This is a genomic window from Mesorhizobium shonense, from assembly GCF_040545255.1.
Taxonomy (GTDB): Bacteria; Pseudomonadota; Alphaproteobacteria; order Rhizobiales; family Rhizobiaceae; genus Mesorhizobium; species Mesorhizobium shonense.
Genome location: NZ_JBEPLM010000016.1, coordinates 1 through 13,233, shown reverse-complemented (window position 1 = coordinate 13,233; position 13,233 = coordinate 1). Strand labels below are relative to the sequence as shown.

At 63.5% G+C, this 13,233-nt stretch carries 12 protein-coding genes and 1 tRNA gene; 7 read left to right on the top strand and 6 right to left on the bottom strand.

All coding sequences use genetic code 11. From position 1 onward, the window contains the following. Positions 1-17 precede the first annotated feature (17 nt). The 3 genes from ABID26_RS29540 (at position 18) to ABID26_RS29530 (ending at position 3,474) form a co-directional block, all read left to right on the top strand. Positions 18-662 (top strand): carbonic anhydrase, encoded by a 645-nt coding sequence (locus ABID26_RS29540; protein WP_126097251.1) that lies wholly within the window; start codon positions 18-20, stop codon positions 660-662. 8 nt (positions 663-670) lie between these two features. Next, complete coding sequence (locus ABID26_RS29535) at positions 671-1,084, top strand: nuclear transport factor 2 family protein (protein ID WP_126097250.1); 414 nt, start codon at positions 671-673, stop codon at positions 1,082-1,084. A 335-nt stretch (positions 1,085-1,419) separates the two neighbouring features. Beyond that, entirely contained in the window at positions 1,420-3,474 is a 2,055-nt protein-coding gene (locus ABID26_RS29530; RefSeq protein ID WP_126097249.1) for a M3 family metallopeptidase, read from the top strand. Positions 3,475-3,638: 164 nt separating this feature from the next. On the opposite strand, the gene ABID26_RS29525 is transcribed toward ABID26_RS29530, so the two are convergent. From ABID26_RS29525 to ABID26_RS29510, 4 genes are all read right to left on the bottom strand, one after another. Then, positions 3,639-5,114 (bottom strand): M81 family metallopeptidase, encoded by a 1,476-nt coding sequence (locus ABID26_RS29525; protein WP_126097248.1) that lies wholly within the window; start codon positions 5,112-5,114, stop codon positions 3,639-3,641. Positions 5,115-5,192: 78 nt separating this feature from the next. After that, positions 5,193-6,020: a carbohydrate ABC transporter permease gene (locus tag ABID26_RS29520; RefSeq protein WP_126097247.1), complete on the bottom strand. Its 828-nt coding sequence runs from the start codon at positions 6,018-6,020 to the stop codon at positions 5,193-5,195. Beyond that, positions 6,017-6,886, bottom strand: a complete 870-nt coding sequence (locus ABID26_RS29515) for a carbohydrate ABC transporter permease (RefSeq protein WP_126097246.1) — start codon at positions 6,884-6,886, stop codon at positions 6,017-6,019. Before ABID26_RS29515 ends, ABID26_RS29520 begins: the two co-directional genes overlap by 4 nt. 511 nt (positions 6,887-7,397) lie before the next feature. Continuing rightward, on the bottom strand, positions 7,398-8,627 hold the full coding sequence (locus tag ABID26_RS29510; protein WP_126097244.1) for an ABC transporter substrate-binding protein: 1,230 nt from the start codon (positions 8,625-8,627) through the stop codon (positions 7,398-7,400). Between the two features lie 173 nt (positions 8,628-8,800). On the opposite strand from ABID26_RS29510, the gene ABID26_RS29505 reads away from it, so the two are divergent. Genes ABID26_RS29505 through ABID26_RS29495 form a run of 3 tightly spaced genes read left to right on the top strand, consistent with a single transcriptional unit; the run spans position 8,801 to position 11,519 of the window. After that, entirely contained in the window at positions 8,801-9,571 is a 771-nt protein-coding gene (locus ABID26_RS29505) for an SDR family NAD(P)-dependent oxidoreductase (RefSeq protein ID WP_126097243.1), read from the top strand. A gap of 2 nt (positions 9,572-9,573) precedes the next feature. Next, complete coding sequence (locus ABID26_RS29500; RefSeq protein WP_126097242.1) at positions 9,574-10,641, top strand: ABC transporter ATP-binding protein; 1,068 nt, start codon at positions 9,574-9,576, stop codon at positions 10,639-10,641. Beyond that, positions 10,638-11,519: a MurR/RpiR family transcriptional regulator gene (locus tag ABID26_RS29495; protein ID WP_126097241.1), complete on the top strand. Its 882-nt coding sequence runs from the start codon at positions 10,638-10,640 to the stop codon at positions 11,517-11,519. Before ABID26_RS29500 ends, ABID26_RS29495 begins: the two co-directional genes overlap by 4 nt. 270 nt (positions 11,520-11,789) lie before the next feature. Here the strand turns inward: ABID26_RS29495 and ABID26_RS29490 are convergent, their stop codons facing one another. Then, positions 11,790-12,104 carry a DUF167 family protein gene (locus tag ABID26_RS29490; RefSeq protein WP_126097240.1) on the bottom strand — a complete coding sequence of 105 codons (315 nt, stop codon included), beginning with the start codon at positions 12,102-12,104 and terminating at the stop codon, positions 11,790-11,792. 15 nt (positions 12,105-12,119) lie between these two features. After that, positions 12,120-12,410, bottom strand: coding sequence for a YggT family protein (locus ABID26_RS29485; protein ID WP_126097239.1), 291 nt, complete (start codon positions 12,408-12,410; stop codon positions 12,120-12,122). A 141-nt stretch (positions 12,411-12,551) separates the two neighbouring features. Here ABID26_RS29485 and ABID26_RS29480 point away from each other — a divergent pair. Continuing rightward, a tRNA-Ala gene (locus tag ABID26_RS29480) sits at positions 12,552-12,627 on the top strand. The last annotated feature ends 606 nt before the right edge of the window (positions 12,628-13,233 follow it).

The following is a 13,233-nucleotide window of genomic DNA, read 5'->3' as shown; positions in this document are numbered from 1 at the left end:
GGGTCAAGACGCCGCCCATGCCTCACCTCCCCGAGCATCTGCTGACCGGCTACCGCAACTTCATGAGCGGCCGCTATCCCGCCGAAAGCGGACGCTATCGCTCGCTGGCCCGCGACGGCCAATCACCCGAGACGATGATCGTCGCCTGCTGCGATTCGCGCTCGGCGCCGGAAGCGATCTTCGATGCCGGCCCCGGCGAGCTCTTCGTGCTGCGCAATGTCGGCAATCTGGTGCCGCCTTACGAGCCGGACGGCGAGTACCACTCGACCTCGGCTGCACTGGAATTTGCCGTGCAGAGCCTGAAGGTCAAGAACATCGTGGTGATGGGCCACGGCCGCTGCGGCGGCATCCGCGCCGCGCTCGACACCAATTCGGCGCCGCTCTCGCCCGGCGACTTCATCGGCAAATGGATGAGCCTGATCGCGCCCGCCGCCGAGACGGTGGCGGCCAGCACTTTCATGACGGCGACAGAGCGCCAGACCGCGCTGGAGCGCATCTCGATCCGCTATTCGATGGCCAATCTCCGGACCTTTCCCTGCGTCTCGATCCTGGAAGGCAAGGGCAGGCTCACCCTGCACGGCGCCTGGTTCGACATCTCGACCGGCGAGCTCTGGGTGATGAATAAGGAAACCGGCGATTTCGAGCGGCTGGAAATGGAGTGAGGCGGGGGATGCATCGTCATTTTCGCTCCGTCCTTGCCGCCGTCGCGCTGCTGTTCTCGCTCCTTGCCGCTCGCGCCGACGACAGCGTGATCATCGATCGCTGGTATTCGGCGCTGCTGGCGGCCGACCGCACCGAATTATCGGCCTTGCTTGCCGACGACGCGCGCATGACGCTCGAGGACCTTGGCGTCGTCCAGAACAAGCAGGAATTCATCGACTCGATCGACCAGTGGCAAGACGCCGTCGCCGGCGCCGCGATCCGCCACCGCATCGAGAAGAGCGAGCACGGCGAGACCACGGTGCTCGCCTGCTACGACTTCCCCGAAAACGACACGCTGATGCGCGAGACCTTCACCGTCGTCGGCGGACGCATCACTGCAAGCACCCAGACCGCGATCGCGCAGGACTGCAGCGGTTATTAGTTCCCAGCACAGAGATTTTCGCCGGTCGGCTATGTTTGCGTTGGTGGGTCGCATGCCCAGGAGATTGGCCGAAACGCCCGTCTCTTCGTCATCCACGGGCGGAGCAAGGAGCGAAGCGACGCAGCGCAGACCCGAGGACGACGAGGTTCGGAAGGCTTCAGCCAATCTCCAGCGTTTGCGATGAACCAGCGCGTTTCATCGTTTCACGGAAAACAGCTAATCGCTTTACCCCTTGAGTGCTCTAAGGCGAATCCTGGGGCTACCCGTGTTGCGCGGTGCGCGGCATCGCCCTACATCCGAGGCACCCCACCTCATCCAGCCCACCGGAATCGCTCATGTCATCTTCGAAAACCGTCGACCTCGCCGCCCATCCGCTGACCCTTTGGCAAGGCCCGCTCGGCTTGCCGGATTTCTCGCGCATCGGCGATAATGATTTCGGCCCGGTCTTCGACGCGGCGCTGGAGGCGCATCAGACCGAGATCGACGCCATCGCCGGCAACAGCGAAGCGACGACCGTTGAAAATACGCTGGCCGCGCTCGAGCTTGCCGGCGAGCCGCTCGACCATGTCTCGTCGATCTTCTGGTGCCGCGCCGGCGCCCACACCAACGACACCATCCAGGCGATGGAGCGCGACATATCGCCAAAGATGTCGCGGCATTTCTCGGCGATCTCGATGAACGAGAAGCTGTTTGCCCGCATCGACGACCTCTACCAGCGCCGCGACAGCCTGAATCTCGATCCCGAAACGCTGCGTGTTCTGGAAAAGACCTGGAAGGGTTTTGTGCGTTCGGGCGCCAAGCTCGACGCTGACGGCAAGAAGCGGCTCGCGGCCATCAATGAGGAACTCTCCTCGCTCGGCACCAAATTCGGCCAGAACGTTCTCGCCGACGAGCGCGATTGGGCTCTGTTCCTCGACGGGGCCGACCTTGCCGGCCTGCCGGACTTTTTGAAGAGCGCGATGGCCGAAGCCGCCGAGATGCGTGGCCAGAAGGGCCGCTATGCCGTGACGCTGTCGCGCTCGATCTACGAGCCGTTCTCGACCTTCTCCGAGCGCCGCGACCTGCGCGAGACCGCTTTCCGCGCCTTCATCATGCGTGGCCAGAACGGCGGCGCCAGCGACAACACCGATGTCGTGCGCGACATGCTGAAACTGCGCGCCGAGAAGGCGAAGCTGCTCGGCTACGCATCCTTCGCGGCGCTGAAGCTCGACGACACCATGGCGAAGACGCCAAAGGCCGTGCATGATTTGCTCGACCCGGTCTGGGAAAAGGCGCTTGAGAAGGCGGCCGCCGACCGGAAGGACCTGGAACGACTGGCGAACGAGGCCGGCAGCAACGAGACGTTCGCAGCCTGGGACTGGCGCTTCTACCAGGAGAAGCTGCGCGCCGAGAAATTCGCCTTCGACGAGGCGGAGCTGAAGCCTTACCTGCAATTGGAACGCGTCATCGAGGCCTGCTTCGACGTCGCCACAAAACTGTTCGGCATCACCTTCGAGGAGAAGAAGGGCATCACGGTTTGGCATCCAGACGCCCGCGCGTTCGTGATCAAGAACGCCGACGGCAGCGAGCGCGGCCTGTTCCTTGCCGACTATTTCGCGCGGCCGTCAAAGCGCTCCGGCGCCTGGATGAGCGCGCTGAAGTCCGGCTATAAACTCGGCGACGGCGCCAAGCCGGTCATCTACAACATCATGAACTTCGCCAAGCCGCCGGCCGGCGAGGCGGCGCTGCTGTCGGTCGACGAAGCAAAGACCCTGTTCCACGAATTCGGCCATGCGCTGCACGGCATGCTGACCGACGTCACCTGGCCGTCGGTCTCCGGCACCTCGGTCAGCCGCGACTTCGTTGAACTGCCCTCGCAGCTCTACGAGCACTGGCTAACGGTGCCGGCGGTGCTTGAAAAGCATGCGCTGCACGTCAAGACCGGCAAGCCGATGCCTAAAGACCTGCTCGACAAGATGCTCGCCGCCCGCACCTTCGGCGCCGGCTTCGCCACAGTCGAGTTCACCGCCTCCGCTCTGATCGACATGGCCTACCACGCGCGTCCGGACGCGCCGGTCGAACCGCTTCGTTTCGAGACCGAAACGCTCGAAATGCTGCAAATGCCCGACACCATCGCAATGCGCCATCGGACCCCGCATTTCGGCCATGTCTTTGCCGGCGACGGCTATTCGGCCGGCTACTATTCCTACATGTGGTCGGAGGTGCTGGACGCCGACGCCTTCTCTGCTTTCGAGGAGACCGGCGACCCTTTCAATCCGGAACTGGCGGAGCGGCTGCGGAAGAACATCTACGCCGCCGGCGGCTCGAAGGATCCGGAAGAGCTTTATACGGCGTTCCGCGGGAAGATGCCCTCGCCCGAGGCGATGATGGTGAAAAGAGGGTTGGTGTAGCGCCGGTAATCTCCCCCCTCGAGGGGGAGATGGCCGCGTAGCGGCCAGAGGGGGTCGTTGCGCGTGAAGCGCCGACGTTCTCCTTCGCCACCATTAGGGCGTCGCGGCAGTTGAGGCGACCCCCTCTGTCGCCTTCGGCGACATCTCCCCCTCAAGGGGGGAGATTATAAGCGCCACGGATCCTTCACCCTCGGCCATATCGGCCGCTTCAACTTCCTGTAATCCGTGACCGCCGGATTGCTCGGATAAGAACTCGGCGCCGCGACATAGACGATCTCGGCGGCGATCGGCGCGAAGCCGGCGTAGAAATGGTTGGTCGATTTGACCAGCAGGATGTCCTTCGCCAGCGGATCGATGCCGATGTTGGAAAAAATGTCCGGCTCGAAGGTCTGCGTGCGGTTGGTGTTCAAGATGACGTCGACCTCCGTGCCTTCGATGCGAACCACCGCCGACGGCCCGAGCGTCACGCGGCTCGGTCCGAAACTTTGCCAGCCCTCGCTGACCGCCTTCAGCACGGTGACGCGTGCGTCGATCGGCTCGCCGGCCTGGGGCCCGGCCTTGCCGCCGAAGCGCAGGTCGATGACGGCGCCCTCGCCGGCAGCCTGACAAAACGTCACCGCGATCGGATCCCAGATCGTCGCCACGCCGACGCTCTTGATGCCGCGCGCCAAAAGCTCGCGCAGCACGATGGTGCCGTCGCCCGGCACGCCGCCGCCCGGATTGTCCCAGATGTCGGCGATCACCGCCGGCTTGTCCTTGTGCTCGGCGCGCACGGCAAGCGCCCGCTCTATGCCGGCAGAGGCGGAAAGCATCGTCATCGCCGTCTTTTCGCGCAAGGCGTAGAGCTCACGTCCCAGCGTCTCGGCGAGCTTGTCGCCCTTTTCCTTGTCATTGTCGGTGATGACCAGGATGCGCGTGCCCATCTCCGGCACGTCGGCGGCCATGAAGCCGTGGATGATCGAGACCGACAGCACGCCGTCCTTGCCGTGCAGCGCCTTTATTTTGTCGACGAAGGAACGCATCGGCTCGCGGCTGGTCGGCAGCACCTGGATCATGCGGCAGTCGAAGGTCGAGATGACCGGCTTGATCTCGCCGCGCGCCGCGGCAAGGCCGAGCTCGACCACATGCTCGCCGCGTTCGTAGAAATCGGTGTGAGGGAATTCGAGGAAATAGGCCATGATGTCGGATGCAGCCACGCGCTTCGGCGTCAGATGGCTGTGCGGATCGAACTCCGAGGCGATCACCACTTTCGGCCCGACGATTGCGCGCACACGCTCCAGCAGATCGCCTTCGCAATCGTCATAGCCTTGCGCCACCATCGCGCCATGCAGGCCGAGGATGACGGCATCGACAGGCAAGGCCTCCTTCAGCTGGCCGAGGATCTCGTCACGCAGCGCCTCGTAAGTCTGCCTTTGAACGAGGCCGCCGGGCTCCGCCCAGGTCGCGGTGCCTTCGATGACGGTCAGGCCCTCCTCTGCCGCGCGCCGGCGCAGCGCCACGATCGGCGAAGAGCACAGCGTCGGCGTCTCCGGATGCTTGCCCGGCCCGGCATAGAAGGCCATCTCGAACGAAGCCCGGTCGGTCGGCACCGGCGAGAAGGTGTTGGTTTCCGTCGCCAGCGAGGCGGTGAAGATGCGCATCAAAACTCCGTGGACTTCTGTTTTTCGCAATTCCGGGCGGAAAACCGCTGCACACTTTTCCTGGAATTGCTGGAATTGCTATTTGACGGCCCCGAGCGCCAGGCCCCGGACGAGATAGCGCTGCAGCCAGATGAAGAGGATGGCTACCGGCAGGGTAGCGAGCAGCGTCGCCGCCATGACATGGTGCCATTCGATCGTATAGCGGCCGGCGACCAGCGAGAAAACCTGGATCGGCAGCGTGTAGCTTTCCTGGCTGCGCAGCATGGTCAGCGCCACCACGAACTCGTTCCAGGCATTGATGAAGGTGAAGATCGCCGTCACCGCGATCGCCGGCAGACAGAGCGGCAGGAACACCTTGCGCAAGGTCAGCCAGCGGCCGGCGCCTTCCATCCAAGCCGCCTCCTCGAGATCGCGCGGGATGGTGTCGAAATAGCTCTGCAGCATCCAGACGGTGAACGCGACGTTGAAGGCCATGTAGATGAAGCCGAGCGCCGTCGTGCTCTCGACCAGGCCCCAGGCGGCCATCAACCTGAACAGGCCGAGCACCAGCACGATCGGCGAGATCATCTGCGAGATCAAAAGGAATTGGCGGAAGGCGCCGTAGCCGGCAAAACGAAAGCGCGACATCGCGTAGGCCGCCGGCACCGAGATCAGGATGGCGCCGATTGTCGCCAGCGCCGAGACGTAGAGCGAGTTGAGAAGCGCCTGGCCGAAGCCTGTCGCCACCCACATGTCGGCGAAATTCGACCAGCGGAACTCGCTCGGCCACCAGGTGGGTGTCAGCACTTCCGGCCGCGGCTTGACCGCTGTCAGGAACATCACCGCGAAGGGGAAGATCGTCACCACGATCAATGGCGCGAGCAGCAGCCAGGCGATGATCGTGCGTTTGAGCTTGCCGTTCCTCATGCGCGCTGCTCCCGCATGGCGAGCCGCACATAGATCATGGTGAAGACGAGCAGGATGACGAACATCACCAGCGACACGGCCGAGGCCTCGCCGAGTTTGCCGATGCGGAAGGCGAGCTTGTAGAGATGCGTCACCAATATGTCGGTTGAGTTCGCCGGCCCGCCTTGCGTCATCACCCAGATGATCGGGAAGGAGTTGAACACATAGATGGTGTTGAGCACGATCGCGATGTTGATGAAGGGTTTCAGCAACGGAAAGGTGATCTCGCGGAACTGCTGGAACGGCGTTGCGCCCTCAAGCGCGGCCGCCTCGTAGAGGTCGTCGGGGATCGAGGACAGGCCGCCGAGGAAGATCGTGGTGGTGAACGGCACCGTCACCAGTATGCCGATCAGCACCTGCATCGGGAACGCGGTCTCGGCGCTCGCCAGCCACTGGATGTTCTGGCTGATCAGCCCGAGCTTCATCAGCGCCGAGTTCAGCATGCCGCTCTCGCCGTTGAGCGCCCAGCGCCAGACCACCGCGGTCATGGTGAGCGACACCGCCCAGGGCAGCATGATGATGACGCGGGCAAGGCCGCGGCCGTGGAAGTCGGTATTGAGGATGATTGCCACGGGGATCGACAAGAGCAGCGCGCCGCCGACCACAAGCACGGTCCATAGGCCGGTACGCCAGAGCGCGGCGACAAAGTCAGGATCGGCGGCGAGCGCCCAGAAATTAGCCAGGCCGCTGAAGTCGCGCAGCTGGCCAAAGCGATTGACGTCATGCGTCGAGATCTGCACGAGATCCCAGACCGGCCAGAAGATCACCACCGCCGCGAGCAGCAGGCTGGGCAAAGTCAGCAGATAGGGCAGGATACGGCTTTGCATCGGCTGACTTGCACCGTGTTGCGGGTAGATAGCAGTGGCAGTGGCATTGGTGCTCAAGGCACGTCCCCGCATTTCGCTGGCTTGCTAGCTTGGCTCTCGTTCTTCCTAGGCGATTGCTTCAGGTTTTTGCATTCCTCACTGGCGTCTGCGCCGCCCCTCACCTGCCTGCCCGTCCTCCACAGCAGCTGCGGAAGAGGGCCCTTTCTCTCCCCCGTCGATCGGGGGAGAGGTGTCGAGCGAAGCTCGACGGAGTGGGGGTCGACCCCTTGGGCGCAAGGCGAGGCGATGCTTGCGCCTAGTGCCCTTCGTACGTCCGTTCGCAGCGGTTGCCAGGTGGTTCCCCCACTCCGTCTCGGCTTCGCCGAGCCACCTCTCCCCCCTCCGGAGGGAGAGGAAGGAGGCTGACTGGGGCGGCGCTGACATCGACGATTCTGTCTTTCTGCTGAAGACCGAGAAAAGATGTGGCGCGCCCCGACGGGTGAGGCGCGCCACGGGCGCAGGGAGATACGCCCTATTTCTTCAGCACGCCATTGGCCTTGTCTGCCGCCTCCTTCAAGGCGGCTTCCGGCTCGGCGCTGCCGAGGTAGATCTTCTGCATGGCGTCCGAGGTGATCTGGGCGATTTCCTCCCAGCCCGGGATGACCGGCGCGAAGCGGGCGTCAGGCAGCAGAGCGGTGAAGGCGGCGAGGTCGGCATTGTTGACGTAATAGTCCATCTTCGCCTCTTCCTTGTTCACCGGCAGGAAGCCTTCGCCCTGCGTGAACTTGGCGCGCTGCTCCTTGGTGAACAGGAAATCGAGCAGCTTCCAGGCCTCGTCCTTGTTCTTGGAGTTCTTGAACATGATGATGGAGTCGGTCACGCCATAGGTGCCGCGCGCGCCGGTCGGTCCGGCGGGAATCGCGGCGACGCCGTATTTCAGCTTCGGCGCTTCTTCCTTGATCTGGTTGGACAGGAAGGGCGCGGTGATCATCATGCCGACCTTGCCCTGCTTGAACAGGTTCTGCACGTCCTCGCGGTTGTTGGAGGTCACGCCCGGCTCCGTCAGGCCCTCGTCGATCATCGACTTGTAAAGCTTGGCCGCCTCGAGCGCGCCCGGCGTGCTGAGGCCAGATGTGCCGTCCTTGTTGAGGATCTCGGTGCCCTGCGACCACATCGCATAGTAGTAATAGACGTCGGTCTCGATCTCCTTGCCCTGCAGGCCGAAGCCGAAGGCGCCGACCCCCTTGATCTTGCGCGCGTCCTCCTGCAGCTCGGTCCAGGTGGCCGGCGGCTTGGCGATGCCGGCTTTCTCGAACAGCTCCTTGTTGTAGTACATGGCGCGCGCCGAGGCGGCGATCGGCAGGCCGTAGGTGTGGCCGCCCATGATCGAGGGCTGCAGGAAGGTGTCGATGAAGCGGTCCTTGAATTCGGGCGTGATGTAGCTGTCGAGCGGCTCGGCGACGTCCTGCTGCACGAAGTCGATCAGCCAGCGCGTGCCGATAATCGAAAGGTCCGCATTGGTGCCGGCGGTGATGTCGGTGGTGAGCTTCTGCAAGAGCACGTCCCAAGGCACGACCTCGTACTTGATCGTGATGCCTGGGTTCGCCGCCTCGAATTCCTTCTTCACCGCTTCGAAATAGGGGCCGGTCTTGGCGCTGTACTCGGCGACGGTGACGCGCACCTCGCCCGCATCGGCGGGCGCTGCCAGCGCCAGCATGCTCATCCCGGCCAACAGGCCGACAGTCCATTTCGCAAGGCTCATCTGATTTCCTCCCATGATGCGCATTCGCGCCTGGCCCTTGTAGGCGCAGGATTTATGTGACTTTCCTACATTATCGAGGGTTTTCCGCGATGCAAGCAGTTTATCATGTTGCTTAATTACATTTCGTTGAGTAGCGTTCTGTCGCTATCTGACGTGGCGGAGGAGCGCGCATCGTGGTGTCAAAGGCCGATTTCGGGGGCAAGACAATTGTCGTCACCGGCGCCGGCGGTGGTCTCGGCTCGGCGATCGTGGCGCTTATGGCCGAACGTGGTGCGCGCATCGTCGGCTGCGACCAGTCGGCCGAGGCGCTGGAGAGCCCCTTGATCGCCTCGCGCCACGTCTTCGACCTGCTCGACCGGGCTTCGATCGAAGCGGCGATCCCTGCCCTGCTCGACAAGGACGGCGTCCCCGACATTCTGATCAACAATGCCGGCTGGACGCGCGCGGAGACGCTTGATGCGCTGACGGCGGACAGGATCGAGCAGGAGCTCGACCTCAATCTCACCGGGGTGATGACTTTCGCCGACCCGCTGATCAAGGCGATGGCGGGGCGCGGCGCGGGCAGCGTCGTCTTCATCTCCTCGGTCAACGCCATCGCGCATTTCGGCAACCCGGCCTATGCCGCCGCCAAGGCCGGCATCAACGCCTACGCCAAGTCGATCGCCGTCGAGCTCGGCCGCAGCGGCGTGCGCGCCAATGTCGTCTGTCCGGGCTCGATCCGCACCGCCGCCTGGGACCATCGCCTGGCCAAGGACCCGGAAATCCTCGGCCGATTGAAGCGGCTCTACCCACTGGGACGCATCGTCAATGCTTCGGAAGTGGCGGAAGCGGTCGCCTTCCTTGCCTCCGACCGGGCGTCCGGCATAACAGGCGCGGTGGTGCCGGTGGACGCCGGACTGACGGCCGGCTACCTGCCTTTCATCGACGACATCTTGGGAGCGTGACCATGACCGATGTCCTGTTTCGCAACCTGTCGAAATCCTTCGGCCAGCACAAAATCCTCGAGGACATCAACCTCGAGATCAAGAGCGGCGAGTTCGTCGTGCTGGTCGGCCCGTCCGGCTGCGGCAAGTCGACCTTGCTGCGTATGCTGGCCGGGCTGGAGACGATCACCTCCGGCGACCTCGTGATCGGCGGCTTGAGAGCCAACGACCTGCCGCCGCAGAAGCGCAACATCGCCATGGTCTTCCAATCCTACGCGCTGTTCCCGCATCTGAAAGCCGCCGACAATATCGGCTTCGGTCCGAAAATCCGGGGTGAAAGCCGCGCGGCGATCGACGACAAGGTGAAGAAGGCTTCCGGCGTGCTGAACCTCTTCTCCTACCTCGACCGCTATCCACGGCAATTGTCAGGGGGCCAGCGCCAGCGCGTCGCCATGGGCCGCGCCATCGTGCGCGAGCCTTCCGTCTTCCTGTTCGACGAGCCGCTCTCCAACCTCGACGCGCAGCTGCGCGTGCAGATGCGCACCGAGATCAAGGCCCTGCATCAGCGGCTGAGATCGACCATCGTCTACGTCACCCACGACCAGATCGAGGCCATGACCATGGCCGACCGCATCGTGGTGATGGATCGCGGCCGCATCCAGCAGGTTGGACGGCCGCTGGAGCTCTATGACCGGCCGGCCAACAAATTCGTCGCCGGCTTCATCGGCTCGCCGTCGATGAGTTTTGTCTCCGGCGCGCTGAAGACCGTCGGGGCCAAGTCCTGGTTCGAGACCAGCGGCGGCGGCCGCCTGGCGCTAACGACCAAGGCCGCGTCAGGCGCCGACACGGTCGAAGCCGGCATCCGCCCCGAGCATTTCGTCATCGGCGCCGCCGACGACGCGATCGCGATCGACGTCGATGTCGTCGAACCGACCGGCTCCGAAACCCATGTCTACGGCTCGGTCGGCGGTGAGAGTGTGCGCGCCGTGTTCCGCGACCGGCTGCAGGTGAAGCCGGGCGACCGGCTGCCGGTGAGCGTCGACCCGCGCAACATCCATCTCTTCGACAAGGCGACCGGCCTCCCCCTATGAAGACGCCGGCCGACATCATCACCCGCCTGCAACTGATGTCGCAGGACGGCACCAAGTCGGACCGTCGGCTGGCCGGCCTCGTGCTTTCCGATCTCGATTTCGCCTCCAAGGCGGCGATCTCGGAGATTGCCGCGAGGGTCGGCGTCAGCGAGCCGACGGTGACCCGCTTCTGCCGCAATCTCGGCTGCGAGGGCCTGCGCGACTTCAAGTTCTATCTGGCGCAGGCGATCGCCATCGGCGGTCAGTATCTGTCGCCGGAGCCGCTGAGCCGCGACGCGCGCGAGCAGCGCATTGCTTCGGCCATCACCGAAGCGGCGATCGCCGCCATCCAGCGCGCCAGCGAGAATCTCGATATGACGACGTTGATGGACGTCGCCGCCCGCATCGCCGGCTCCGGCAATGTGCTTTGCATCGGCTCCGGCGGCATTTCCTCGATGATGGCGACCGAGATGCAGAACCGGCTGTTCCGGCTCGGCCTGTCGGCGCTCGCCCAGACCGACGGCCAGCTCCAGCGCATGTATGCCGCCGTCGCGACGCCGGAAACGACGCTGGTCGCCTTCTCGGTCTCCGGCTTCGCGCGTTCGGTGATCGAGGCCGTCGAGGTCGCCCAGCAATATGGCGCCGCCACCGTCGCCGTCACCGCGCCGGATTCGTCACTGGCCAAGGTCGCCGACACGGTGATCCTTCTGCAGCCTTTCGAGGACGGCAACATCTACAAGCCGACCTCGTCGCGTTACGCGCTTCTTGCCATCCTCGACATGATCGCCACCGCGGTGGCTGAATCGCGCGGGCCGAAAGTGCTGGAGAACCTGCGCCGCATCAAGCAGAGCGTGAACACGCTGAAGGTCGACGACCCAAAGCTGCCGCTGGGGGATTGAGCGCGTCTTCCTTTGTCTGCGGCGGGCAAAGTGCCCGGCCATAAGCTGCTCAATCTCGAACCGTAGCGCTGCCCCTCATCCGCCTGCCGGCACCTTCTCCCCGTAGAACGGGGAGAAGAAAGCTGGCCGCAACCTCGGCGCTATTTTTTGCAACGTTGATGGTTGGCGAAAGCATCCGCGACAGCGTCTTTCTCCCCGTCACTATACGGGGAGAAATGCCCGGCAGGGCAATGAGGGGCAGCGCCAACTGGCGATATTTGTAATGCGGTCTCAGGTGCCGATCAGTGCCCCGACGCTTTTCACCAACGCAGCCGTATCGCCCAGTATGCGCACCGTCTTCAGCCGCGAAGTGCCCCCGGCCACCACCGAAACCGTCGACCCCGGCACGCCGACCGCCTTGGCCACCATCCGCTCCAGCGCCGCGTTGGCCGCCCCGTTCTCCGGTACGGCGCGCACCCGGGCCTTGAGATGGCTGCGTCCGTCGGCAGCCGTCTCGACACCTTCGATCCGGTCCAGCGCCGCCTTCGGCGTCAGCCGCACGTAAAGGTCGATGCCATCCCCGTGCAGGCGAAACGGCGCGCTCATCGACCGGACCAGCCCTCAGACGACCAGCGACAGCACGGTCGTGAGCAGGAACTGCCGGACGAAGAAGATGATCAAAAGCAGGATGATCGGCGAAATGTCGATGCCGCCGAGATCGGGCATGAAACGGCGGATCGGCCGCAGCGCCGGCTCGGTCAGCCGATACAGCATGTTGCCGATGGTGCCGACGAACTGGTTGCGCGAGTTGACGACGTTGAAGGCATAAAGCCAGGAAAAGATCGCCGAGGCGATGATGACCCACCAATAGAGGTCGAGCGCCATGACGATGGTTTGAATGAGGGCGATCATGCCGGTCTCCAAATTGTCGCCGACATGTAGCCATTGCTGGCGGAACCGGCAAGGCCCGCCGGCCCCGGCGCATCGACGCCATCGAGCCGTTTCGCCTTGACATCGAACGGCCGCGACCGATACAAGCCCATCCGCTGGAACGGGGCTGTAGCTCAGCTGGGAGAGCGCATCGTTCGCAATGATGAGGTCAGGGGTTCGATCCCCCTCAGCTCCACCAGCGGATTTAAAATCAAGGCTTTGGCAATGGGTTCTCGTTGGTGGGACAACGAAGTGAGACATTGCTATGCGCATTCCGGCCTATTTGTCCGTCTCCCGTCACCGTCTTTTCTATTTTTTCGATACCCCCTGGCGCGAAGGCTTGCCACTTGACTGAGTGATCAAGCGAGCACTGTTGGGAGCCTACCCCATTCGCCGATGGTGGTCCGTCATACTACTGGGCGTCGTTCTTGGTCTTATGTACGAAGTGCTCAACCGGCTCGTCGCTATTGTCCCGTTGTCAGATAGCCCGTGGCTGACCATTGTCCCGGCCTGCATTGCCGTTACTGCGCATTCCTACCTAGCCTACCTGCTGTACGGTTTCATTAGAATGGAATGGGTGCCGACCACTGAACCGAAGAGAAGCATTGCAATTGGCTGCATGTGCCTAGCCGGACCGGTGATAGTGATAGCTCCGGGCGCATTGCTGGCGATGTTCCGATCCAGAATCATCCTAGCGGCCATTTCCGTTTTCTAGAGCGGTTCAGCTTTTGACAGAATCGAAGAGGGATTCCGGAGAGGCTGATTTTGTGATTCAAGATGCTGGCTGGATCGGAGGCCAGCATCG

Bases quoted from the DNA above. Each gene is read 5' to 3' on its own strand.
- ABID26_RS29540 (WP_126097251.1), top strand. From the start codon at position 18: ATGCCTCACCTCCCCGAGCATCTGCTGACCGGCTACCGCAACTTCATG.
- ABID26_RS29535 (WP_126097250.1), top strand. From the start codon at position 671: ATGCATCGTCATTTTCGCTCCGTCCTTGCCGCCGTCGCGCTGCTGTTC.
- ABID26_RS29530 (WP_126097249.1), top strand. From the start codon at position 1,420: ATGTCATCTTCGAAAACCGTCGACCTCGCCGCCCATCCGCTGACCCTT.
- ABID26_RS29525 (WP_126097248.1), bottom strand. From the start codon at position 5,114: ATGCGCATCTTCACCGCCTCGCTGGCGACGGAAACCAACACCTTCTCG.
- ABID26_RS29520 (WP_126097247.1), bottom strand. From the start codon at position 6,020: ATGAGGAACGGCAAGCTCAAACGCACGATCATCGCCTGGCTGCTGCTC.
- ABID26_RS29515 (WP_126097246.1), bottom strand. From the start codon at position 6,886: ATGCAAAGCCGTATCCTGCCCTATCTGCTGACTTTGCCCAGCCTGCTG.
- ABID26_RS29510 (WP_126097244.1), bottom strand. From the start codon at position 8,627: ATGAGCCTTGCGAAATGGACTGTCGGCCTGTTGGCCGGGATGAGCATG.
- ABID26_RS29500 (WP_126097242.1), top strand. From the start codon at position 9,574: ATGACCGATGTCCTGTTTCGCAACCTGTCGAAATCCTTCGGCCAGCAC.
- ABID26_RS29495 (WP_126097241.1), top strand. From the start codon at position 10,638: ATGAAGACGCCGGCCGACATCATCACCCGCCTGCAACTGATGTCGCAG.
- ABID26_RS29490 (WP_126097240.1), bottom strand. From the start codon at position 12,104: ATGAGCGCGCCGTTTCGCCTGCACGGGGATGGCATCGACCTTTACGTG.
- ABID26_RS29485 (WP_126097239.1), bottom strand. From the start codon at position 12,410: ATGATCGCCCTCATTCAAACCATCGTCATGGCGCTCGACCTCTATTGG.